A 22,954-nucleotide genomic window follows, 5' to 3' on the forward strand; every position below is an offset into this window, starting at 1 on the left:
GGTGCCGTTTTTTTATGCGCCGAACGTAGAAGCGTGCAGGTTACTTCTTCGCGGCTTCCCAGCTCTTCAAGAGGTCCGAGTAAGCGATGGTTTCGCCCTTCGGTTTCTCGTTGGCCAGTTTGCGTTGTGGCGCGAGGAATGCACCGTTGCTCTTCTCGGCCTTGGTGTACCACTCTTCGGCCGAGGTCTCCGGGTTCATCTTCGGCGCGCAACCGCTTGGTTCCTGAACCTTGGAGCGCTCGATGCGGGTCATGATTGCATCCTGATCCTTGGCAAGACCGTCGAGGGCCGCCTGCGCGGTTTTCTCGCCGGTAACGGCTTCAGCCACATGACTCCACCACAGCTGAGCCAGTTTCGGATAATCCGGAACGTTGGTGCCGGTAGGCGACCATTGCACGCGGGCCGGGCTGCGGTAGAACTCCACCAGACCACCGAGTTTCGGCGCCAGCTCGGTCATCTCTTTGGAGTTAATGTCCGATTCACGAATCGGCGTCAGGCCCACGATGGTTTTCTTCAGCGAGACGGATTTCGACGTCACGAACTGCGCGTAAAGCCAGGCGGCCAGGCGTTTCTTCTCTTCGGTGGACTTGAGGAAGGTCCAGGAGCCCACGTCCTGATAACCCAGCTTCATGCCCTCTTTCCAGTAAGGACCTTTTGGCGATGGCGCCATCCGCCATTTCGGCGTGCCGTCGGCGTTCATGACCGGCAGACCTGGCTTGGTCATGTCAGCGGTGAAAGCGGTGTACCAGAAGATCTGCTGAGCGACGTTACCCTGGGACGGCACCGGGCCGGATTCGGAGAACGTCATGCCCGCTGCTTCAGGCGGCGCGTAGGCCTTGAGCCAGTCGATGTACTTCTGAGTGGCGTACACAGCGGCCGGGCCGTTGGTGTCGCCGCCGCGGGTGATGCTCGAACCGACCGGGTGGCAGTCTTCTACGCGAATGCCCCACTCGTCGACCGGCAGACCATTGGGCAAGCCTTTGTCGCCGCTGCCGGCCATGGAGAACCAGGCATCGGTGAAGCGCCAGCCCAGGGACGGGTCTTTCTTGCCGTAGTCCATGTGGCCGTAGACTTTCTTGCCGTCGAGCTCTTTGACGTCTTCGCTGAAGAACTTGGCGATGTCTTCATAGGCGGACCAGTTCACCGGAACGCCCAGCTCGTAGCCGTATTTGGCCTTGAATTTGGCTTTCAGGTCAGGACGCTCGAACCAGTCGGCGCGGAACCAGTACAGGTTGGCGAACTGCTGGTCAGGCAGTTGATACAGCTTGGCCGGCGTGATGACTTTGCCGGACGCGTCTTTGACTTCAGGCGAAGTGGTGAACGAGGTACCGATGAAGTCCTTCAGGTCGAGCGTCGGAGAAGTGACTTTCGCCCCTTCCGGGCTGGCCATCAGGTCTGTCAGAGACATCGCCTTGCCGTAGCGGAAGTGCGTACCGATCAGGTCGGAGTCGTTGACCCAGCCGTCATAGATACTCTGGTTGGACTGCATGGCGGTCTGCAGCTTCTCGATCACGTCGCCTTCCTGCAGCAGGTCGTGGGTGACCTTGATGCCGGTGATTTCGGTGAACGCCTTGGCCAGGGTTTTGGATTCGTATTCATGGGTGGTCAAGGTTTCGGAAACCACCTTGATGTCCATGCCGCGGAACGGCTCGGCGGCCTTGATGAACCACTCCAGTTCCTTGAGTTTCTCGGCATCGGAGAGCGTGCTCGGCTTGAACTCGCTGTCGGCCCACTTCTTGGCCGCATCCTCGTACTGATCAGCCCAGGCCGACACGCTCAAGCCACTGAGCATTACCATCGTCGCTACCGTCACACTATGTCGCAGCTTGTTTTTCTTATTGAACATAGACACCTCTTGTGTTGATTCTTATGTGATCCCGCGTTTCGCTTAAACCTTCTCAACCCCAACGCATTACCACCAACAGCCAAACCAGGGACAACCCGGAGGCCACCCAGATATTCCAGCTCGTCGCGCCGATGACCAGCAGATGCAGGTAGGCACTTCCGAGCAGGCCGATGAACAGACGATCGCCGCGTGTGGTGGCAATCGGTAGAAAACCACGACGTTCAATGCTCGCCGAACGCAGTTCCCAAGCCGTCATCGCAACCAGAATCGCCGCGATGGAGGCAAAGAAAATAGCAGTTGGCAGGGTCCAGGACATCCACTCCATTTTTCGACTCCTCAGACACGACCAAGAGCGAAGCCCTTGACCACGTGATTACGAACGAACCAGATAACCAGCATGCCCGGCAGAATGGTCAACACCCCCGCCGCTGCCAGCACCCCCCAATCGATCCCCGAGGCCGAAACGGTACGGGTCATGACCGCTGCGATCGGCTTGGCGTTGACCGAGGTCAGCGTCCGCGCCAGCAGCAACTCGACCCAGGAGAACATGAAGCAGAAGAACGCCGTGACACCGATGCCCGAGCCAATCAGCGGGATGAAAATCTTGCCGAAGAACTTGGGAAAGCTATAGCCATCGATGTAGGCCGTTTCGTCAATTTCCTTGGGAACGCCAGACATAAAGCCTTCCAGAATCCACACCGCCAGCGGCACGTTGAACAAGCAGTGTGCCAACGCTACCGCAATGTGCGTATCGAACAGGCCGATGGACGAATACAGCTGGAAGAATGGGAGCAGGAAAACCGCAGGTGGCGCCATCCGGTTGGTCAGGAGCCAGAAGAACAGGTGTTTGTCGCCGAGGAAACGATAGCGTGAAAACGCGTAGGCCGCAGGCAATGCGACGCTCAGCGATATCACCATATTCAGGCAGACGTAGTACAGCGAGTTGATGTAGCCGCTGTACCAGCTTTCGTCGGTAAAGATCACCTTGTAGTTCGCCAGCGTGAAGTCCTGTGGGAACAGGGTCAGGCCGCCGAGGATTTCGGTGTTGGTCTTAAACGACATGTTGACCAGCCAGTAGATCGGCACCAGCAGAAACAGCAGGTAGATCCACAGCGGTATGAGCTTTTTGAACGACACTTTCTCGCGCTTGTTCATGGGCGCTCCTCAGTTCTTTTCGCTGTGGGTCATGGCGGTGTAGAACACCCACGACACCAACAGAATGATCAGGAAATACACCAGCGAGAACGCCGCCGCAGGGCCCAGGTCGAACTGGCCGAGCGCCATGGTCGTCAGGGTCTGGCTGAGGAAGGTCGTCGAGTTGCCCGGACCGCCACCGGTAAGCACGAACGGCTCGGTGTAGATCATGAAGCTGTCCATGAAGCGCAGCATCACGGCGATGAGCAGCACGCTCTTCATCTTCGGCAGCTGGATGTGTCGGAAGACCGCCCAGTTGGACGCCCGATCAATTCGCGCCGCCTGGTAGTACACGTCCGGAATGGCGCGCAGACCCGAATAGCACAGCAACGCCACCAGCGAGGTCCAGTGCCAGACGTCGATCACCAGCACGGTCACCCAGGCGTCCGACGCATTGGCCGCGTAGTTGTAGCTGATGCCCAGCACATCGTTGAGGATCCACCCGAGCAAACCAATGTCGCCACGGCCGAAGATCTGCCAGATGGTGCCAACCACGTTGAAGGGGATCAGCAGCGGAATGGTCATGACGATCAGGCACAGCGAGGACCAGCGTCCCTTGGTCGGCATGGTCAGGGCGATGCCGATGCCCAGCGGGATTTCGATCAGCAGCACGCAGGCGGAGTAGATGAACTGGCGCAGCAGCGAGTCATGCAGGCGCGGGTCCTGCAGCACTTGCCGGAACCAGTCGGCGCCGACGAAGTAACGACTGGACTGGTCGAAGATGTCCTGCACCGAATAGTTGACCACGGTCATCATCGGGATGATGGCGCTGAACGCCACCAGCAGGAACACCGGCAGCACCAGCCACCAGGCCTTGTTGTTTTGCACTTTAGTCATGGGACACCTCGCTGGCCGGCAGTGTGTTCGTCGCGGCCTCCAGCAGAAATTCATCGGCGTAGAGCATCAGCCATTGCGCAGGGAAACTGATCCAGGCCTGGCCCTGGGGCACCGGCTTGTCTTCCTGCACACGCACTTTCAACAGCTGGCCGGCCAGTTTCAGGGTGAGGATCTTGTAGGTCCCCAGGTCCTCGACGTAGGTCACTTCGGCCTGCATGGCGTCATCGACCGGGCCGTCCCAGACGTGCACGAACTCGGGACGAATCCCGACTTTCAACGTGCTCCACTGAGTGGCTGCAAGGCGCTGCTGCAAGGCGTCGGACAACGGCAAATGAATGCCGCCGAACCCGACGCCGCCCGCTTCAGGCTTGACCTCGATGAGGTTCATGCCGGGGCTGCCGATGAAGTAGCCAACGAAGGTGTGGTGCGGTTTTTCGAACAGTTCGCGCGGGGTGCCGAACTGGACGATCTGGCCGCCGTACATCACCGCGATCTTGTCGGCGAAGGTCGAAGCCTCCAACTGATCGTGGGTGACGTAGACCATGGTGATGTTGAACTGCTCGTGAATCTGCTTGAGCTTGCGGCGCAGCTTCCACTTCAGGTGCGGGTCGATCACGGTCAGCGGTTCGTCGAACAGAATCGCCGAGACGTCATCGCGAACCAGCCCGCGGCCCATGGAGACTTTCTGTTTTTCGTCAGCAGTGAGGCCTTTGGCTTTCTTCTTCAGCAACGGCTGCAGGTCCAGCACGTCGGCGATTTCCTGCACCTTGATCTTCACTTTCGCTTCCGGCATGCCCTGATTGCGCAGCGGGAAGGCGAGGTTGTCGTACACCGTCATGGTGTCGTAGACCACCGGGAACTGGAAAACCTGAGCGATGTTGCGCTCTTCCGGCGACATGTCGTTGACCACGGTGGTGTCGAACAGGACCTTGCCTTCAGACGGGCTGAGCAGGCCGGAGATGATATTGAGCAGGGTCGACTTGCCGCAGCCGGACGGGCCGAGCAAGGCATAAGCGCCGCCCTGCTCCCAGATGTGGGTCATTTCGCGGATGGCATAGTCTTCAGGGCCGGTCGGATTGGCGCTGTAGCTGTGCGCGAGTTGTTGCAAGCGGATCTCGGCCATCAGGCAACCCTCGCCATGCGCAGGCCCGGCGCCTGAATCAGGCCGCCCTGCTGATCGAATACGAACAGTTTGTGAGTCGGGATGTACACGCGAATCGGCGTGTCCACGTCGTACTCATGGACGCCCGGCAAATGCAGCACCAGCGAGAAATGCTCGTTGCGCACGTGCAGGAAGGTTTCCGAACCGCTGATCTCGGCGAGCTCGACGGTCACCGCCAGTTCGAGATCGTCGTCGTTGGACGGCACCAGGCTCAGGTGGCTCGGGCGCACGCCAAAGCGGTACTCGCCGTCGCCGATGGTGCGCAGGTCAACATTGAGCGGGAAGTGCACGAAGTTGGCGAAGCTCACTTCGTTGCCTTCGATGCGGCCTGGCATCAGGTTGATCGGCGGCTCGGAGAACAGCTCGGCGGCCAGCACGGTTTTCGGCTGGTGATAGACCTCGGGCGTCCGGCCGCTCTGGATGACGCGGCCTTCGTGCAGAATCGTGGTGGTCCCGCCCAGCGCCAGCGCTTCGTTCGGCTCGGTGGTGGCGTAGATGGCGATGGTATTGCGCGTTTCGAACAGCTGGCGCATTTCCTGACGCAGCTCTTCGCGCAGCTTGTAGTCGAGGTTGACCAGCGGCTCATCGAACAGAATCAGCTCGGCGTCCTTGACCAGCGCCCGCGCCATGGCCGTGCGCTGCTGCTGGCCGCCGGACAACTCGAGGGGGTGACGGCTGAGGAATTTTTCGATGCGCAGCATCTTCGCGGTTTCGCGAACGCGGCGGTCGATTTCGTCCTTCGACATCTTGGCCTGGCGCAGCGGCGAGGCGATGTTGTCGTAGACGGTCATGCTCGGATAGTTGATGAACTGCTGATAAACCATGGAGACGTTGCGATGACGCACCGCGACCTGGGTGACATCTTTGCCATTCATCAGTACCCGGCCGCTGTCTGGCTTGTCCAGACCGGCCATCAAGCGCATCAGGCTGGTTTTGCCTGATAAGGTGCGCCCCAGCAATACGTTGAATGAGCCGGGTTCAAAGCTCAGCGAAGCATCGTCGATCCAGATCTGACCGTCGACGGCGCGGCTGACGTGCTCAAGCGTGAGAGACATGGCGTGCCCTTTTTATTTGTTTTGTTCGGGGTGTTGCGTGTGTGCCGTATGGCAGGTCGTGACATCCGTTGACCGATTGTGCTGACCGCTTGTTGGATAGCGACAATCGTGCCAACCGGCCCGATCAGGCGCATTCTGGCTGGAATACGCGGACTAGAGCGGTTGCGACAATTTGCCGCACAGCTCGGCATTCGTTGATGAACATAAATGAACAGGAAAGGCTGAACACCTGAACAAAATGAACATTGACTTTGAACAATCCTGAACAACAATGGGTGGACGTTTTCGAGCAGGGATGCTCTGCCTCGCGGCATCTCGACAACAATAAATAAAAGTACTCGGACGGAGCCATTTCATGGCCACAGCAGGCGCATCCCCCAGCCACGACAGCATTATTCAGGACTCCTGGGCCCGTTGCCGCGAGTTCGGCCTCGACCACCAGTCACGCCCGTCCTTCGGTCGCCTGCCCGATCTTCAGGTTTCGCAACTGCTCGAGCGCCATCATTCACTGGTGCAGACCACCCATCAGCAGGTGCTGCCCTTCTACGAGAACATCCTGAGCAATTCCAATTGCCTGATCCTGCTCGCCGATCAGCAGGGCCAGGTGCTCAATTCCTGGGGCAACAAGCGCTTCGTCGAGCCAGATCAGCAGCCGGGTTTCGTCGCCGGGGCCAGTTGGCTGGAGCAAGGCGCCGGCACCAATGCCATCGGCACGGCCCTGGCGTGTGAACAGGCTGTTCACATTGAACACGATGAACACTTTCTCAAGGCCAACCGTTTCATGACCGGGTCGGCGGCGCCGATTTTTGATGCGTCACGGCGGATGATCGCGGTGCTCGATGTGTCCAGCGACAGCTTCCTGCCGCCCTCCCACACCCTTGGGATGGTCAAGATGATGGGCCAGACCATCGAAAACCGGCTGATCCTCGACCAGTTCCAGCACAGCCATTTCCAGCTGGTGTTCAACACCGGCCTGAACAACCTCGACAGCCAGTGGGCCGGGCTGCTGGTGTTCGACGAAAGCGGCCGGGTGCTCTGCGCCAACCGCCGCGCCGACAATCTACTGGGCGTCAGCCTGCTCAACGCCAACATCGAAAACCTGTTCAAGGCGCCGATCACCGACCTGCTGGATCAAATGGAAGGCCAGCCCTTCCCGCTTCAGGCTTCTGGCCACAACCGTTTTCATTGCGTGCTGAAGCGGCCGAAGGCGCCGGTGCTCAAGCTCAGAACAGTACCGGTGCCGATTCCGGTGCAAGTACCGGTTGTGTCCCGGTCGACCACTGTTGGCGCCATTGAGCCGGGTCTGGGGGATGAGCGTGTGGAGAAAGCGGCGCGCCAGGGTCAGCGACTGCTGGAGAAGAACGTCCCGCTGTTGATCCTCGGTGAAACGGGCGTTGGCAAGGAGGTGTTCGTTAAAGCCCTGCACCGCGCCAGCTCCCGCGCCGATCAGCCGATGATTGCCGTGAACTGCGCGGCGATCCCGTCGGAACTGGTCGAGGCGGAACTGTTTGGCTACGAAAAAGGCGCGTTCACCGGGGCTCACCATAAAGGCAGCATCGGGCTGATCCGCAAGGCGGACAAAGGCACGCTGTTTCTCGACGAGATCGGCGATATGCCGCTGCCGGTCCAGGCGCGTCTGCTGCGGGTGTTGCAGGAACGGTGCGTGCAACCGGTGGGCAGCAGCGAGTTGTACCCGGTGGACATCCGGGTAATTTCCGCGACCCATTGTTCACTGCGCGAGCATGTGCAGAACGGGCGGTTTCGTCAGGATTTGTACTACCGCATCAGTGGCCTGAACCTGGAGTTGCCGCCGTTGCGGGATCGCAGCGATAAACCCGCGCTGGTGCGTGCCATTTGGGAACAGCACCGCGAACCGCAGCAGACAGCGGGCTTCGAGCCGCAGGTGATGGAGCTGTTTGAACGGCACCCGTGGCCGGGAAATCTGCGGCAGTTGAGTAATGTGATTCAGGTGGCGTTGGCGTTGGCCGACGATCAGCCAATTTCCACCGAGCATCTGCCGGAAGACTTTTTTGCGGACCTGGCGATGGGGTGTGAACGCGTCGAGCCCGAGACAGTGTTCAACCGCAAAGCTGCGCTGGACACGCCGGAGGAGCTGAGTGAGTTGTTGCAGGCGGCAGGCGGGAATATCTCGCAGCTGGCGAAGCGCTTGGGGGTGAGCCGGAACACGCTGTACAAGCGGCTGCGGGAACAGGGGTTTTGATTGGGGTTTGTCGCTAGCGGGATGGCCCGCAGCCCCCCGGTGATCGTTCCCACGCTCCGCGTGGTAACCCCGCCCGCGACGCTCCGCGTCAGAGAGGACGCGGAGCGTCTAGTGATGCATTCCCACGCGGAGCGCGGGAACGATCATCAACAATCACCGCGGATGTAACGGGTGACAGATAACCTGTGGGAGCGAGCTTGCTCGCGAAGAGGCGGGTACAGTCGCTACATCTTCATTGGCTGAAAAGCTGCCTTCGCGAGCAAGGTGGAGCGCCACCCCGGTCGCTCCCACATCAACCGTGTGCGCGGCTGATCAATCCGCCAAGCGCCAGGTCGTGCCGCCCTTGCTGTCTTCCAGCACCACGCCCATGGCGGTGAGTTGATCGCGGATGCGGTCGCCTTCAGCCCAGTTCTTGTCAGCGCGCGCCTGCAGGCGTGCGGCAATCAAGGCTTCGACTTCGGCGGCATCCACTCGCCCTTCGGCGCCGGCGCGCAGGAAGTCGTCGGCTTCCAGTTGCAACACGCCCAACACACTGGCCAGCTCTTTCAGACGCGCCGCCAACCCCGACGCTGCCTGGACATCGCTGTCGCGCAGACGGTTGATCTCGCGGACCATCTCGAACAGCACAGCGCAGGCTTCCGGCGTCCCGAAGTCGTCGTTCATGGCTGCCGCGAACCGCTCGACGAGCGCTTCACCCCCCGCAGGCTCGGCGACCGGCAAGCCTTTGAGCGCGTGATAGAACCGCTCCAGCGCGCCTTTGGATTCCTTCAGGCTGTCTTCGGAATAGTTGATCGCGCTGCGGTAGTGGCTCGACACCAGCAGGTAACGCACCACTTCCGGGTGGTATTTATCCAGCACGTCGCGAATGGTGAAGAAGTTGTTCAAGGACTTGGACATCTTCTCGCCATTGATGCGGATCATGCCGCAGTGCAGCCAGGCGTTGGCGTAGGTCTTGCCGGTCGCGGCTTCGCTCTGGGCAATCTCGTTTTCGTGGTGCGGGAATTCCAGGTCGCTGCCGCCGCCATGAATGTCGAAGGTCTCACCCAGGCAGCAGGTGGACATCACCGAGCATTCGATGTGCCAGCCCGGACGCCCGGCGCCCCACGGCGATTCCCAGCTCGGTTCGCCCGGCTTGACGCCTTTCCACAGCACGAAATCCAGCGGGTCGTCCTTGGCTTCGTCGACCTCGATCCGCGCACCGATGCGCAGGTCTTCGATTTTCTTGCGCGACAGCTTGCCGTAACCGAGGAATTTGCCGACGCGGTAGTACACGTCGCCATTGCCCGGTGCGTAGGCATAGCCCTTGTCGATCAGGCGCTGGATCATGTCGTGCATGCCGCCGATGTAATCGGTGGCGCGCGGTTCCATGTCCGGTTTGAGGATGTTCAGGCGCGCTTCGTCCTCGTGCATCGCGTCGATCATGCGCGCGGTCAGCGCGTCGAACGCCTCGCCGTTTTCACGGGCGCGGTTGATGATCTTGTCGTCGATGTCGGTGATGTTGCGCACGTAGGTCAGGTCGTAGCCGCTGAAACGCAACCAGCGGGTGACGACGTCGAACGCTACCATGCTGCGGCCGTGGCCCAGGTGGCAGTAGTCGTACACGGTCATCCCGCAGACGTACATGCGCACCTTGTTGCCATCCAGCGGTTTGAAGACTTCTTTGGTCTTGCTGAGCGTGTTGTAGATAGAAAGCACGTTGCCTACCTTAGCTCCACGAATCGCGGAGCGTCACAGTCCGGTTAAAGACCGGATGACCGGGTTTCGAGTCCTTCAGATCCGCGCTGAAATAGCCTTCGCGTTCGAACTGGAAACGGTCTTCCGGCTGAGCGTCAGCCAACGACGGTTCAGCGCGACAACCGGTCAGGACCTGCAAGGAGCCCGGGTTGATGTTGTCCAGGAAGGTCTTGCCCTCTTCTGCTTTCTCAGGGTTTGCCGACAGGAACAGACGGTCGTACAAACGCACTTCGCATTCGATGCTTTCCGCTGCCGGCACCCAGTGCACAACGCCTTTGACCTTGCGGCCTTCAGGGTTCTTGCCCAGGGTTTCCGGGTCGTAGGAGCAACGCAGCTCGACGATGTTGCCGTCGGCGTCCTTGATCGCTTCGTCGGCGCGAATCACGTAGCTGCCACGCAGGCGCACTTCACCGTTTGGCTCCAGGCGCTTGTAGCCCTTCGGCGGCTCTTCCATGAAGTCGTCGCGGTCGATGTAGATCTCGCGGGAGAACGGCAGCTTGCGCACGCCAAGTTCTTCCTTCTGCGGATGGCGGGGCAGTTCGAGGTGGTCGACCTGGCCTTCCGGGTAATTGGTGATCACGACTTTCAGCGGACGCAGCACGCACATGGCGCGCGGAGCGTTGTGGTCCAAGTCCTGACGGATGCTGAATTCCAGCATGCCGAAATCGACCACGCCGTCGGAACGGTTGGTGCCGATCATTTCGCAGAAATTGCGGATCGACGCCGGGGTGTAACCGCGACGGCGGAAACCCGACAGCGTCGACATGCGCGGATCGTCCCAGCCATGCACGTGCTTTTCATCCACCAGTTGCTTGAGCTTGCGCTTGCTGGTGATGGTGTAGTTCAGGTTCAGGCGCGAGAACTCGTACTGGCGCGGCTTGCACGGCACCGGCAGGTTGTCGAGGAACCACTCGTAGAGCGGGCGATGGCTCTCGAATTCCAGGGTGCAGATCGAATGGGTGATGCCTTCGATGGCGTCCGATTGACCGTGGGTGAAATCGTAGATCGGGTAGATGCACCATTTATCACCGGTCTGGTGGTGATGGGCGTGACGAATGCGGTAGAGGATCGGATCGCGCAGGTTCATGTTCGGCGAGGCCATGTCGATCTTGGCGCGAAGGACACGGGCGCCGTCTTCGAACTCACCGGCTTTCATGCGGCTGAACAGGTCGAGGTTTTCTTCGACGCTGCGATCGCGGAACGGGCTGTTCTTGCCCGGTTCGGTCAGGGTGCCGCGGTATTCGCGAGCCTGCTCGGGGGTCAGGTCATCGACGTAGGCCTTGCCCGTTTCGATCAGATGGACCGCCCAGGCGTACAACTGGTCGAAGTACTGCGAGGCATAACGCACTTCGCCGGACCACTCGAAACCCAACCATTTGACGTCGGCTTCAATGGCGTCGATGTATTCCTGGTCTTCCTTCGCCGGGTTGGTGTCGTCGAAGCGCAGATGCGTGACGCCGCCGAATTCCTGAGCCAGACCGAAGTTGACGCAGATCGACTTGGCATGACCGATGTGCAGGTAGCCGTTGGGCTCCGGCGGGAAGCGGGTCACGATCTGGGTGTGCTTGCCCGAATCCAGGTCTGCCTGCACGATGGGGCGCAGGAAGTTGGTTGGAATGGCAGGGCCTGCCTTGGAATTCGCAGCGGCATCTTGAGTGGGCTTGCTCATAGGATCCTTGTACGGGTCGCGGCCAGGAAGGCCGGTTAAATCAAAGCGCCTATCATAGCCGAAGCTGTCAAGCCCCTGACAGCGCGCTGTGACAAAACTGCCGAGATGGGCGCCCGGTCAGCGGCGGAACCTGCAGCTCAATCGCAACTACCCGAGCAACGGCTACCCTCTGTAAACTGCGCGCCTGGGGTGAATCCGCTGGACTGGCCTCGCATGCCGATGGCCGACTGCCGCGACCACTGCCTCCCACCACGACTTCAAAGAGCGAGCTGACCATGTCGAAAGTAAAGCTGACCACCAACCACGGTGAAATCGTTCTGCAACTTAACGCAGAAAAGGCGCCGCTCACCGTCGCCAATTTCATCGAATACGTCAAAGCCGGCCACTACGAAAACACCGTGTTTCACCGCGTGATCGGCAATTTCATGATCCAGGGCGGCGGCTTCGAGCCCGGCATGAAAGAGAAGAAGGACAAGCGCCCGAGCATCCAGAACGAAGCCGACAACGGCCTGCCGAACAAGAAGTACTCAGTGGCCATGGCCCGCACCATGGAGCCCCATTCAGCCTCGGCGCAGTTCTTCATCAACGTCGCCGACAACGGCTTCCTCAATCACAGCGCCAAGACCGTGCAGGGTTGGGGTTACGCCGTGTTCGCTGACGTCGTCGAAGGCACTGACGTGGTCGACAAGATCAAAGGCGTCGCCACCACGTCCAAGGCCGGTCATCAGGACGTGCCGGCCGAAGACGTGATCGTCGAGAAAGCCGAGATCATTGAGTGATATTGCTGATCTCCGATCTGCACCTGGAGGAAGGACGCCCGGACATTACCCGGGCGTTTCTCGACCTGCTGAATGGGCGCGCGCGCGAGGCTGAATCGCTGTACATCCTTGGGGATTTCTTCGAAGCCTGGATTGGCGATGACGCCATGTCCCCTTTTCAGCGCTCGATTTGCCAGGCGCTGCGGGCACTGAGCGACAGCGGCATCCGGGTGTTCCTGATGCATGGCAATCGCGACTTCATGATCGGCCAGGCGTTCTGCAAAGCCGCCGGCTGCACGCTGCTCAAGGACCCGAGCGTCGTGAATTTCAATGGCGAACCGGTGCTGCTGATGCACGGCGACAGCCTGTGTACGCGGGACGAAGCCTACATGCGCATGCGCCGTTACCTGCGCCACCCGCTCACGCTATGGGTGCTGCGGCATCTGCCGCTGAGCACACGGCACAAGCTGGCGCGCAAGCTTCGCAGCGAAAGCCGTGCGCAGACGCGGATGAAGGCCAACGACATTGTCGACGTCACGCCCGAAGAAGTGCCGCGCGTGATGAACGAGTCTGGCGTGAAGACGCTGATTCACGGCCACACCCACCGCCCTGCGGTTCACGACGTTCAACTGGGTGAGACCACGGCGCAGCGCATTGTGCTGGGGGACTGGGATCGCGAGGGGTGGTTGCTGCGGATCGATGAATCGGGCTTTCATCTGGAGTCGTTTGCGTTTGAGGCAGAGTCGGAGTTGCCGGTATGTCAGGGCTGACCACGAATTACTGTCGGACGCAGAACCTGTGGGAACGAGCTTGCTCGCGAAGGGGCCGGTACATCCGCTGAATCTTCAGCGGCTGAAATACCGTCTTCGTGAGCAAGGTGGAGCGCCACCCCGGTCGCTCCCACAAGGATTGTGTTTGCAGCTCAAAAGCGCGGCGATCTGGACGATGGTGCTTACCCTGCACTCGGCCCACCCGCCCCAATATCAATGCCCTCCCCCAGGCGCCGCCTTCGCCGTAAACGGCGGCTTGGCCAGCCAGATGATCAGGATCAGCGACAGGAACACCCAGCCCATCATGTAGAAGTAGTCCACCGTGGACATCATGTAAGCCTGGCTGGTGACCATCGAATCGAGCTGTGCATACGCCTGATTGCTCGCCCCACCCAGCGTCTCCAGCGCGTGCCGCGTCGTCGGCTCGTAGGCGTTCACGCTTTCGCTCAGATAGGCATGGTGCTGATCGGCGCGGCGGATCCAGATCCAGGTGGTCAATGAGGCTGCGAAGCTGCCGCCCAAGTTGCGCAAGAACGTCGCCAGCCCGGAGCCGTCGGCGATCTGCGACGGCGGCAGGTCGGAGAGCAGGATGCTCAAGGTCGGCATGAAGAACAGCGCAATGCCCGCCCCCATAAACAACTGCACCAGGGCGATGTGCTCGAAATCCACCTGACTGGTGAAGCTTGCCCGCATGAAGCAACTCAGGCCAATCCCCAGAAACGCGAGACCGGCGAGCAGGCGCAAGTCGAATTTATGCGCGTAACGTCCCACGAAGGGCGACATCAATACCGGCAGCACCCCGAGTGGCGCCACCGCCAGCCCTGCGTAGGTCGCCGTGTAACCCATCTGCGTTTGCAGCCACTGGGGCAGAATCAGGTTGATCCCGAAGAACCCCGCGTAGCCCGCTACCAGACAGATCGTCCCGTAGCGAAAGTTGCGAAACGCAAACAGCCGCAGGTTGACCACCGGGTGATCATCGGTCATTTCCCAGATGATGAATGCCGCCAGGCCAATGGCTGAAATCACCGAGCCGATGATGATGAAGTTCGACTCGAACCAATCCAGGTCATTGCCTTTGTCGAGCACGATCTGCAGGGCACCCACGCCGATGATCAGCGTGATAAGCCCTACGTAATCCATGGGCTGGCGACTGGTGCTGACAGGGCGTGTGGCCATCTGCTGACGCACGACGAACGCCGCGAACAGCCCGATCGGCACGTTGATGAAAAAGATCCACGGCCAGCTGTAACTGTCGGTGATCCAGCCGCCGAGAATCGGCCCGGCAATCGGCGCCACAACCGTCACCATCGCCAGCAATGCCAATGCCATCCCCCGTTTCGCAGGGGGATAAACCGCGATCAGCAGCGTTTGCGTCATCGGGTACAACGGCCCGGCAACCATGCCCTGCAAAACCCTGAAGCCCACCAGCTCAGGCATCGAAGTGGAAATGCCGCAGAGAAACGAGGCGGTCACGAACAGCAACGTCGCCCACAGAAACAGCTTCACCTCACCGAACCGCCGGCTCAGCCAGCCGGTGAGCGGCAGCGCGATGGCGTTACTGACCGCGAACGAGGTGATGACCCACGTGCCCTGCTCCGAGCTCACGCCGAGGTTGCCGGAGATGGTCGGCAACGCTACGTTGGCGATGGTCGTGTCGAGCACTTGCATGAAAGTCGCCAGCGACAGGCCGATGGTGGTCAGCAACAGGCTTGGCGGCGTAAAAGAAGCGGGAGCGTTAGTACTCATCGCGAATCCTTTGACACTCGAAGATCACCACGGACTGTACACACAGGCCGTGGCAGATGGATTGGCGAATCAGCGCTGGGCTGTCTTGCCGCCGGTTGACGCGCTGTTCTCGTGGATCACGCGGGCAATCATCGTGTCGGCGTCGGCCAGTTGCTTGGCGTAGACGTCGGTGGTGAACAGCGGCTGCTTCGGCGGTTGCTGCGCCAGCACCGGACCGCTCTGGTCGTGCAGGTTGACGTCAACGGTGGTCGACAGGCCGATGCGCAGCGGGTGCTTCGATAGCTCGTCGGCGTTGATGTGAATCCGCACCGGCACACGCTGGACGATCTTGATCCAGTTACCGGTGGCGTTCTGTGCGGGGAGCAACGCAAACGCACTGCCGGTACCGGCGCCGACGCTGTCCACGGTGCCGCTGTATTTGACGTCGCCGCCGTACAGGTCGGCTTCGATGTCCACCGGCTGGCCGATGCGCATCTGGCCGAGCTGGGTTTCCTTGAAGTTGGCGTCGATCCACAGCTGGTCGAGGGGGATCACCGCCATCAGCGCAGTGCCCGGCTGAACCCGCTGGCCCAGCTGCACGGTGCGCTTGGCGACGTAACCGGTGACCGGCGCGATCAGCGTGCTGCGTGCGTTGCTCAGGTAGGCCTGACGCAGTTGAGCGGCAGCGGCTTTGACGTCCGGGTGCGAGGACACCTGAGTGTCATCCACCAGCGCAGTGCTGGTTGCCAGTTGCTGCTGGATGTTGGCCAACGCATTCTGCGCGCTGGTCAGGTCATCCTTGGCGTGGGACAGCTCTTCCTGGGAAATCGCCCCGCCCGCCGCCAGACTGCGACGACGGTTGTAGTTGTCCTGGGCCTTCTGCACTTCGGCGCGCTGAGCCGCCAGTTGCGCTTTCATGCCGTCGACATTGCTGTACAGACCACGCACCTGACGCACGACTTTTGCCAGATTGGCTTCGGCACTTTGCAGCGCCACTTCGGCGTCATTGGGGTCGAACTGCACCAGCACCTGCCCCTCGCGGACCAGATCGCCGTCGTCAGCGCCGATGCTGACCACGGTGCCAGTGACTTGCGGGGTGATCTCCACGACGTTGCCGTTTACATAGGCATCGTCGGTGCTCTCGCTCCAGCGACCGTACATTTCGTACCAGGCCCAGACGCCCACTACGCCAAGCACCACGATCAGCAGCAGGCCGAGCAACAGCAGCTTGCGCTTGCGCGGGTTCTTGGTCGGTTTGGTCTGCTCGGCGCTTTTGTCAGCTGATTTGTCGGTGGGCTGGTCAGCGGCCTTGTCAGACGCCGATGCATTGACGTCCTTTTCTTCGTTTGTAGCGTTGTTGTCGGTAGTGGCAGTGGCCATGACGATTACCTTAATGAGTCAGCGAAGCAGTTGACGGGACGACCGGGGCGGCGTTGTCGCCGGGCTTGCTGTCTTCGAAGCCTCCCCCGAGGGCCTGCATCAACTGGATCGAAAGATCGATTCGTTCCGCGTTGAGATCAGCCTGTTGGCGTTGCGATTGCAGCAGTTGTTGCTCGACGCTCAGCACGTCCAGGTAGTTGCCGATCCCCGAGGAGTAGCGCTGGACGACGGTGTCGTAGGATTTCTGAATCACGTCGGTCGCCTGCTGGCGCGCCTCGATCTGACGGCGGATGTCGCGCAACTGACCGATGCCATCGCTGACATCCCCCAGCGCCCGGACCAGCGTCTTGTTGTACTGCGCCACGGCGAGGTCATAGTCGGCGTCCCGCGCATCCAGGTCGGCACGGCGACGACCGCCGTCGAAAATCGGCAGCGACACCGTCGGCGCGACGTTGAAGAAGCGACTGGCCGAGCCGAACATCGCATCACCCAGCAGCGACTCCACCCCTGCCGACGCACTCAGGTTGAGGTTCGGGTAGAAGTTGGTCTTGCTGACGTCGATGTTTTTACTCGCCGCTTCAACCCGCCAGCGCGCGGCTACCAGATCCGGGCGACGGCCCAGCAACTCCGCAGGCACCACCGAAGGCAGGGCCACGACAGCAGGTTGCAGCACCGCAGGCCGACTCAGTTGTTCGCCGCGGTCCGGGCCCTTGCCCATCAGCACGGCCAGCTGGATCTTGGCGCTGCGCAGGCTTTTTTCCGCGTCCGCCAACGACTCGCGGGAGTTGGCTTCCAGGCTTTGGGTCTGCTCGTACTGGTACTCGCTGTCGATGCCCGACTTGAAGCGCCGCGAGCCGAGGTCAAGCAACTGCCGCGTGCGCTTGAGGTCTTCGGCCGCCAGGTCACGAACGATGTAGGCCTGGCCCAAGTCGCTGTAAGCGCGGGCGACGTCGGCGGCGAGGGTCAATTGCGCTGCTTGCTGATCGACTTCGCTGGCACGGGCCTGGCCCAATGCTGCTTCCCAGGCCGCACGCTGGCCGCCCCACAGGTCGAAGTTGTAATTGAAGCCGGCGCTCAGGCTGCGCAAGGTGCTGTAGCGCCCGCCTGCCCCGGTCGGGTCCTGGTCGCGGGCCAGGCGCGAACGGCTGACGCTGGCGTCGGCATCCACGGTCGGCATGCGTTCGGCGTCGGCGGCATAGGCCTGCGCGGTCGCCTGATGGGTGCGGGCCGCGGCAATCTGCATGTCCGGGCTGTCGCGCAGTGCTTCGGTGATCAGGTTATTGAGTTGCGGATCGCCCAGGCTGGTCCACCAGTCGCGCTTCGGCCAGGCGGCCGGTGACAGGGTGATGCCGTTGAGGCTTTGAGCGGTCTGCAGACTGTTGGCATCGATGCCGACGGCCTCGGTTTTCAGGCCTTTGGAACTGGCGCAACCGGCCAGCACCAGCGCCACGAACATCAGGCTCAGGGACGTGCGCAGGGTCGAGCCCCGCTGAAGGTGAATGCTCATTGTTCGGCGATCCGGGCAATCGTGATGGGGTCGCCCGAGGCAACCAGAATTTTCGTCAGAGTCTTTTCCAGCGCCAGCAGCTCGTTGTCTTCCAGCACGCCGACCATCTCGTTCATTGCGTGTGCGCCGATTTCCGGCAAGAGGTCGGAGAGCGCCTTGCCTTCCTCGGTCAGCACCAGTTGCACCTGACGCCGATCAGATTCCGAGCGCGCGCGGGACAGCAGGTTTTTCTGCTCCAGACGGTCGAGCATACGGGTCATCGAACCGCTGTCGAGGTTCAACATGCGGCAGATGTCGGCCGGGGTCTCAGCGCAGAAACGCGCGATCATCACCAGCACTTTGAACTGCTGCGCGGTGACGCCGTGGGGCTCGAGATGCCGGTCGAGGATGCGGTTTTTCAGCTGTTCAGTCCGGCCCAGCAACATGCCCAGCAGACTGTCGTGAAAATTTTCAGGAGTGAAATGCGCCATTGATAGCCACCCATTATCTGCTTAGGCAGTGAATGGAACAGATCTTACTGCCTAGGCAGTAAACACACAATGAAACAATATTTAAGGTGCACGAATTCGGACGAACGTGGTTCGCCTTCTAAATGGGGGGATTGAGAGAGAGGTCTTAGAGCGCCGGCACACCGCTGTGGAAGCGGAAATCTTCATCCGGGCTCAGGATCAGCTCGCGCTCGGCCAGGCGGATTTCTTCGATCTTGGCGTCGACGTCCGCTTCGGTGCCGTAGGTGTAGGCGAGTTTCAGGTAATCCTGAAAATGCCGGGCTTCGGACTTGAGCAGGCTGGCGTAGAACTTCGACAGGTCTTCGTCCAGATGCGGCACCAGCGCAGCGAAACGTTCGCACGAGCGGGCTTCAACGATGGCGCCGACGACCAGCGCGTCGGTCAGGCGATAGGGGTTGTGGGTGCGCACGAGTTTGCGCAGAGACCCGGCATACCGTGCCGAACTGATGTTGGCCATCGGGATGTTGCGCTTCTTGATGATGCCGATCACTTGCTCGAAGTGACGCAGCTCTTCGCGCGCCAGCCGCGACATCTTGGCCAGCAGGTCGAACTTGTCGTTGTACTGGAACATGAACTGAAATGCCGCACCGGCGGCCTTCTTTTCATTGTTGGCGTGATCGATCAGCAGGATATCCAGATTCTGCAAGGCGGCCTGAACCCAACTGTCGGGCGTGGGGCAAAGCAGGAAGGCGTCGATTTCTGGATAGATCTGCATGGTTTCACGGATGGCTGGCTGGGCAAGGCGCAGCATTATACGGAGCCTGACGGGCAGAGCCAGCCTGCGCAGATGAAAAGCGCAGGATTTACCGCACGGGTGCGAGGGTCACGTCACGATCAAACCGTGCCCATCGCATCCTTGAGGAACCCGGGCGCGATGTAGCGCTCGTAGTGCGCTTCGGACAGCAGGAAGAATTCCCGATCAATGGCATCGCGCAGTTCAGGCAGTGACCAGTCGCGAAATTCCGGCAGCAGCACCATGCCGTAGGCGTCCAGCTGGTTGATCACCCGCGCCCCACGGGCAATCAGCTGGTACGCCCAACAATATTCGGACTGGTGCGGGACGAAACGGATTTTGCGTTGCTCCAGTTGCAGCCGCAGCCTGGCCGGGTCGAACACCTCGACTTTGCCTGCCATCACTTGCACCAGCAACTGTTCCAGGCGCAGCCAGACAGCGCGCTTTGCCTCTTCGTCGTAGCCGTTCCAGTGGATCACTTCGTGGTGGAAGCGCTTGCATCCCCGGCACACGAGGTCCCCGTAGACGGTGGAGCACAGGCCCACGCAGGGCGTTTTGATGATTTGATTGGGCATGACGGAGCAACACGGCGGCGAACGAAACAAGCCGGCATGTTAGCCCTTTGTCTAACGAGGTACACCCTTCAACCTGTAGGGGCTAACTTACCTTCAGCGGTTTTTTACCGTAGAATCACCGGGCCTTTTAAGGCGCCAATGTCCGTTGGAAGCTGTTTTCAAAGCGTCACGAGCACAGTCAGGGCCTTTTACGAAGGCCCGCCCCGCAGTCCGGTCCGACGTAAGTTCGCTTACGTCCCCTCCCCCGACCGATCATGCAGGCGTAAAACTTTGAAAACAGCTTCTGTTGGAGATCGTCAGCTTCCTGCCAAGAAACTTTAAAAAGTTCGAGCGCGCCGATGCGGACCTTCTCTGGATGAGCGTCCCGGACACCCATTTGGGACCACTGATGAGGGTAATACTGTGCTTGAAGCCTACCGTAAACACATCGAAGAGCGTGCCGCCCTGGGTATCGTGCCCCAGCCGCTTAACGCCGAACAAACCGCAGGCCTGGTCGAGCTGCTGAAAAACCCACCGGCTGGCGAAGAAGCTTTCCTGCTTGATCTGATCACCAATCGCGTTCCACCGGGCGTTGACGAAGCTGCCTACGTCAAAGCCGGTTTCCTGTCCGCTCTGGCCAAGGGCGAAGTCACCTCCCCTCTGCTGGACCGTAAACACGCTGTAGAGCTGCTCGGCACCATGCAGGGCGGTTACAACATCGTGACCATGGTCGACCTGCTGGACGACGCTGCATTGGGCCAGGTCGCTGCCGACCAACTCAAGCACACCCTGCTGATGTTCGACGCTTTCCACGACGTCGCTGAAAAAGCCAAAAACGGTAATGCAATCGCCCAAGGCGTCCTGCAGTCCTGGGCTGACGGCGAGTGGTTCCGCAAGCGTCCGACCCTGGCCGAGAAGATCAGCCTGCGGGTCTTCAAAGTCACCGGCGAAACCAACACCGACGACTTGTCGCCTGCGCCTGATGCCTGGTCGCGTCCAGACATCCCGCTGCACGCCCTCGCCATGTTGAAAATGGCCCGGGAAGGCATCGTGCCTGACGTTCAGGGCTCCATCGGCCCGATGAAACAGATCGAAGAAATGCGCGGCCAGGGTTTCCCTATCGCCTACGTTGGCGACGTGGTCGGCACCGGTTCTTCGCGCAAGTCGGCAACCAACTCGGTGCTGTGGTTCTTCGGCGACGACGTCCCGAACGTACCGAACAAGCGCGCTGGCGGTTTCTGCTTCGGCACCAAGATTGCCCCGATCTTCTACAACACGATGGAAGATGCCGGCGCTCTGCCAATCGAATTCGATGTCTCGAACATCAACATGGGCGACGTGATCGACGTCTACCCGTACGCTGGCAAAGTCTGCAAGCACGACAGCGAAGAAGTCATCACCACCTTCGAACTGAAGACCCCGGTGCTGCTCGATGAAGTCCGTGCGGGCGGTCGTATTCCTCTGATCATCGGCCGTGGCCTGACCGACAAGGCGCGCGCTGAGCTGGGTCTTGGCCCAACCGACCTGTTCAAGCTGCCTGAAGCCCCTGTCGACACCGGCAAAGGTTTCACCCTGGCGCAGAAGATGGTGGGCAAGGCATGCGGTCTGCCGGAAGGCAGAGGTGTGCGTCCTGGCACCTACTGCGAACCGAAGATGACCACCGTCGGCTCCCAGGACACCACCGGTCCAATGACCCGTGATGAACTGAAAGACCTGGCGTGCCTGGGCTTCTCGACCGATCTGGTGATGCAGTCGTTCTGCCACACCGCGGCCTATCCAAAGCCGATCGACGTGACCACCCACCACACGCTGCCTGACTTCATCATGACCCGCGGCGGCGTTTCCCTGCGTCCGGGCGATGGCATCATCCACAGCTGGCTGAACCGCATGCTGCTGCCGGACACCGTCGGTACCGGTGGTGACTCGCACACCCGCTTCCCGATGGGGATTTCGTTCCCGGCCGGTTCCGGTCTGGTTGCGTTCGCGGCGGCCACCGGCGTGATGCCACTGGACATGCCGGAGTCGATCCTGGTCCGTTTCAAGGGCGAGATGCAACCGGGCATCACCCTGCGTGACCTGGTTCATGCGATTCCTTACTTCGCGATCCAGAAGGGTTTGCTGACCGTCGAGAAAAAGGGCAAGAAGAACGCCTTCTCGGGTCGCATCCTGGAAATCGAAGGCCTGGACAACCTGAGCATCGAGCAGGCATTCGAGCTGTCCGACGCCTCGGCCGAGCGTTCCGCCGCAGGTTGCACGATCAAGCTGTCGAAAGAGTCGATCACCGAATACCTGAACTCGAACATCACCCTGCTGCGCTGGATGATCGAACAGGGTTATGGCGATCCGCGCACTCTGGAACGTCGTGCTCAAGCGATGGAAGCCTGGGTTGCCAATCCGGAGCTCATGGTTGCGGACGCTGATGCCGAGTACGAAGAAATCATCGAGATCGATCTGGCCGACATCAAAGAGCCTGTGCTCTGCGCGCCAAACGACCCGGACGACGCGCGTCTGCTGTCCAGCGTTGCCGGCGAGAAGATCGACGAAGTGTTCATCGGTTCGTGCATGACCAACATCGGCCACTTCCGCGCTGCGGGCAAGTTGCTGGATCAGGTCAAGGGTCAGCTTCCTACGCGTCTGTGGCTGTCGCCGCCGACCAAGATGGACGCTCATCAACTGACCGAGGAAGGCTACTACGGCATTTACGGCAAGGCTGGCGCGCGCATGGAAATGCCGGGCTGTTCGCTGTGCATGGGTAACCAGGCACGTGTAGAGCCGAATTCGACCGTGGTGTCGACGTCGACCCGTAACTTCCCGAACCGTTTGGGTGATGGGGCGAACGTGTATCTGGCGTCGGCTGAGTTGGCGTCTGTGGCGTCGATTCTGGGTCGTCTGCCGACGGTCGAGGAGTATATGGAGTACGCGGGCAAGATCGACAGCATGGCTGCCGATGTTTACCGCTACTTGAGCTTCGATCAGATCGCGGAGTTCCGTGAGGCTGCAGCGAACGCTAATATCCCGGTTGTTCAGGCTTAATAGCTGAGACCGCGTTGAGAGAACCCCGCTTCGGCGGGGTTTTTTTTGTTCTGTGTTTTTAAGATCAAGGGCGTCTGCCTGGGGGCAGACTGTTTCGCCTTCGGCGACTTACTTTTGAAAGCACCAAAAGTAAGCAAAAGTGCCTGCTCCTGGTTAGGCCCTTCCTTCGTCAGGGTTCCTTCACTCCGGTCTCGCTCCGTGGGCCCGCGCCGAACGGACATCCATGTCCTGACGGCGCTCTCGCCGCATCCATGCGGCTCGGCCCAC

19 protein-coding genes are annotated in these 22,954 nt (G+C 60.5%); 4 read left to right on the forward strand and 15 right to left on the reverse strand.

The window, feature by feature from the left end:
* Positions 1-40: 40 nt before the first annotated feature.
* Genes QWI20_RS16780 through QWI20_RS16805 form a run of 6 tightly spaced genes read right to left on the reverse strand, consistent with a single transcriptional unit; the run spans position 41 to position 6,094 of the window.
* On the reverse strand, positions 41-1,846 hold the full coding sequence (locus QWI20_RS16780; protein WP_369306398.1) for an ABC transporter substrate-binding protein: 1,806 nt from the start codon (positions 1,844-1,846) through the stop codon (positions 41-43).
* Between the two features lie 52 nt (positions 1,847-1,898).
* Complete coding sequence (locus tag QWI20_RS16785) at positions 1,899-2,171, reverse strand: DUF2160 domain-containing protein (RefSeq protein WP_037013651.1); 273 nt, start codon at positions 2,169-2,171, stop codon at positions 1,899-1,901.
* A gap of 11 nt (positions 2,172-2,182) precedes the next feature.
* Entirely contained in the window at positions 2,183-2,983 is an 801-nt protein-coding gene (locus tag QWI20_RS16790; RefSeq protein WP_074892149.1) for a carbohydrate ABC transporter permease, read from the reverse strand.
* A gap of 27 nt (positions 2,984-3,010) precedes the next feature.
* Entirely contained in the window at positions 3,011-3,877 is an 867-nt protein-coding gene (locus tag QWI20_RS16795) for a carbohydrate ABC transporter permease (RefSeq protein WP_133776582.1), read from the reverse strand.
* Positions 3,870-5,000, reverse strand: a complete 1,131-nt coding sequence (locus QWI20_RS16800; protein ID WP_369306399.1) for an ABC transporter ATP-binding protein — start codon at positions 4,998-5,000, stop codon at positions 3,870-3,872. The genes QWI20_RS16795 and QWI20_RS16800 overlap by 8 nt, the downstream gene beginning before the upstream one ends.
* Positions 5,000-6,094: an ABC transporter ATP-binding protein gene (locus QWI20_RS16805; RefSeq protein WP_074892082.1), complete on the reverse strand. Its 1,095-nt coding sequence runs from the start codon at positions 6,092-6,094 to the stop codon at positions 5,000-5,002. The genes QWI20_RS16800 and QWI20_RS16805 overlap by 1 nt, the downstream gene beginning before the upstream one ends.
* Before the next feature lie 355 nt (positions 6,095-6,449).
* On the opposite strand from QWI20_RS16805, the gene QWI20_RS16810 reads away from it, so the two are divergent.
* Positions 6,450-8,315 carry a sigma-54-dependent Fis family transcriptional regulator gene (locus tag QWI20_RS16810; protein WP_369306400.1) on the forward strand — a complete coding sequence of 622 codons (1,866 nt, stop codon included), beginning with the start codon at positions 6,450-6,452 and terminating at the stop codon, positions 8,313-8,315.
* A 312-nt stretch (positions 8,316-8,627) separates the two neighbouring features.
* On the opposite strand, the gene cysS is transcribed toward QWI20_RS16810, so the two are convergent.
* Entirely contained in the window at positions 8,628-10,010 is a 1,383-nt protein-coding gene (gene cysS / locus QWI20_RS16815) for a cysteine--tRNA ligase (protein ID WP_369306401.1), read from the reverse strand.
* Positions 10,011-10,020: 10 nt separating this feature from the next.
* Complete coding sequence (locus QWI20_RS16820; protein WP_108121399.1) at positions 10,021-11,718, reverse strand: glutamine--tRNA ligase/YqeY domain fusion protein; 1,698 nt, start codon at positions 11,716-11,718, stop codon at positions 10,021-10,023.
* Between the two features lie 275 nt (positions 11,719-11,993).
* On the opposite strand from QWI20_RS16820, the gene QWI20_RS16825 reads away from it, so the two are divergent.
* Together QWI20_RS16825 and QWI20_RS16830 are read left to right on the forward strand one after the other, a co-directional pair.
* Positions 11,994-12,497 (forward strand): peptidylprolyl isomerase, encoded by a 504-nt coding sequence (locus QWI20_RS16825; protein ID WP_369306402.1) that lies wholly within the window; start codon positions 11,994-11,996, stop codon positions 12,495-12,497.
* Complete coding sequence (locus QWI20_RS16830; RefSeq protein ID WP_369306403.1) at positions 12,494-13,246, forward strand: UDP-2,3-diacylglucosamine diphosphatase; 753 nt, start codon at positions 12,494-12,496, stop codon at positions 13,244-13,246. The genes QWI20_RS16825 and QWI20_RS16830 overlap by 4 nt, the downstream gene beginning before the upstream one ends.
* Before the next feature lie 213 nt (positions 13,247-13,459).
* Here QWI20_RS16830 and QWI20_RS16835 read toward each other — a convergent pair whose 3' ends face one another.
* The 6 genes from QWI20_RS16835 to QWI20_RS16860 all read right to left on the reverse strand — a co-directional run bounded on the left by QWI20_RS16835 (position 13,460) and on the right by QWI20_RS16860 (position 19,675).
* Positions 13,460-14,992, reverse strand: a complete 1,533-nt coding sequence (locus tag QWI20_RS16835) for a DHA2 family efflux MFS transporter permease subunit (RefSeq protein ID WP_369306404.1) — start codon at positions 14,990-14,992, stop codon at positions 13,460-13,462.
* 69 nt (positions 14,993-15,061) lie between these two features.
* Complete coding sequence (locus tag QWI20_RS16840) at positions 15,062-16,351, reverse strand: HlyD family efflux transporter periplasmic adaptor subunit (RefSeq protein ID WP_369306405.1); 1,290 nt, start codon at positions 16,349-16,351, stop codon at positions 15,062-15,064.
* A 10-nt stretch (positions 16,352-16,361) separates the two neighbouring features.
* Positions 16,362-17,858: an efflux transporter outer membrane subunit gene (locus QWI20_RS16845; RefSeq protein WP_369306406.1), complete on the reverse strand. Its 1,497-nt coding sequence runs from the start codon at positions 17,856-17,858 to the stop codon at positions 16,362-16,364.
* On the reverse strand, positions 17,855-18,328 hold the full coding sequence (locus tag QWI20_RS16850; protein WP_369306407.1) for a MarR family winged helix-turn-helix transcriptional regulator: 474 nt from the start codon (positions 18,326-18,328) through the stop codon (positions 17,855-17,857). The genes QWI20_RS16845 and QWI20_RS16850 overlap by 4 nt, the downstream gene beginning before the upstream one ends.
* Before the next feature lie 145 nt (positions 18,329-18,473).
* Complete coding sequence (locus QWI20_RS16855; protein WP_369306420.1) at positions 18,474-19,082, reverse strand: tRNA-(ms[2]io[6]A)-hydroxylase; 609 nt, start codon at positions 19,080-19,082, stop codon at positions 18,474-18,476.
* 119 nt (positions 19,083-19,201) lie between these two features.
* Positions 19,202-19,675 (reverse strand): DUF1289 domain-containing protein, encoded by a 474-nt coding sequence (locus tag QWI20_RS16860; RefSeq protein WP_369306408.1) that lies wholly within the window; start codon positions 19,673-19,675, stop codon positions 19,202-19,204.
* Between the two features lie 402 nt (positions 19,676-20,077).
* On the opposite strand from QWI20_RS16860, the gene acnB reads away from it, so the two are divergent.
* On the forward strand, positions 20,078-22,687 hold the full coding sequence (gene acnB, locus QWI20_RS16865; protein ID WP_369306409.1) for a bifunctional aconitate hydratase 2/2-methylisocitrate dehydratase: 2,610 nt from the start codon (positions 20,078-20,080) through the stop codon (positions 22,685-22,687).
* On the opposite strand, the gene QWI20_RS16870 is transcribed toward acnB, so the two are convergent.
* The coding region (locus QWI20_RS16870) for a hypothetical protein (protein WP_369306410.1) at positions 22,684-22,954 on the reverse strand (271 nt) is incomplete at its 5' end. The genes acnB and QWI20_RS16870 overlap by 4 nt on opposite strands.

Origin of the sequence: Pseudomonas sp. W2-17 (assembly GCF_041060445.1) — a bacterium.
In the GTDB taxonomy this organism is placed as follows: Bacteria; Pseudomonadota; Gammaproteobacteria; order Pseudomonadales; family Pseudomonadaceae; genus Aquipseudomonas.

What these genes read in the sequence shown, in the direction of transcription:
- QWI20_RS16820 (WP_108121399.1), bottom strand. Translation starts at nt 11,718, where the DNA reads ATGAGCAAGCCCACTCAAGATGCCGCTGCGAATTCCAAGGCAGGCCCT.
- QWI20_RS16860 (WP_369306408.1), bottom strand. Translation starts at nt 19,675, where the DNA reads ATGCCCAATCAAATCATCAAAACGCCCTGCGTGGGCCTGTGCTCCACC.
- QWI20_RS16845 (WP_369306406.1), bottom strand. Translation starts at nt 17,858, where the DNA reads ATGAGCATTCACCTTCAGCGGGGCTCGACCCTGCGCACGTCCCTGAGC.
- QWI20_RS16805 (WP_074892082.1), bottom strand. Translation starts at nt 6,094, where the DNA reads ATGTCTCTCACGCTTGAGCACGTCAGCCGCGCCGTCGACGGTCAGATC.
- QWI20_RS16785 (WP_037013651.1), bottom strand. Translation starts at nt 2,171, where the DNA reads ATGGAGTGGATGTCCTGGACCCTGCCAACTGCTATTTTCTTTGCCTCC.
- QWI20_RS16855 (WP_369306420.1), bottom strand. Translation starts at nt 19,082, where the DNA reads ATGCAGATCTATCCAGAAATCGACGCCTTCCTGCTTTGCCCCACGCCC.
- QWI20_RS16795 (WP_133776582.1), bottom strand. Translation starts at nt 3,877, where the DNA reads ATGACTAAAGTGCAAAACAACAAGGCCTGGTGGCTGGTGCTGCCGGTG.
- QWI20_RS16850 (WP_369306407.1), bottom strand. Translation starts at nt 18,328, where the DNA reads ATGGCGCATTTCACTCCTGAAAATTTTCACGACAGTCTGCTGGGCATG.
- QWI20_RS16800 (WP_369306399.1), bottom strand. Translation starts at nt 5,000, where the DNA reads ATGGCCGAGATCCGCTTGCAACAACTCGCGCACAGCTACAGCGCCAAT.
- QWI20_RS16825 (WP_369306402.1), top strand. Translation starts at nt 11,994, where the DNA reads ATGTCGAAAGTAAAGCTGACCACCAACCACGGTGAAATCGTTCTGCAA.
- QWI20_RS16835 (WP_369306404.1), bottom strand. Translation starts at nt 14,992, where the DNA reads ATGAGTACTAACGCTCCCGCTTCTTTTACGCCGCCAAGCCTGTTGCTG.
- QWI20_RS16810 (WP_369306400.1), top strand. Translation starts at nt 6,450, where the DNA reads ATGGCCACAGCAGGCGCATCCCCCAGCCACGACAGCATTATTCAGGAC.
- QWI20_RS16780 (WP_369306398.1), bottom strand. Translation starts at nt 1,846, where the DNA reads ATGTTCAATAAGAAAAACAAGCTGCGACATAGTGTGACGGTAGCGACG.
- QWI20_RS16840 (WP_369306405.1), bottom strand. Translation starts at nt 16,351, where the DNA reads ATGGCCACTGCCACTACCGACAACAACGCTACAAACGAAGAAAAGGAC.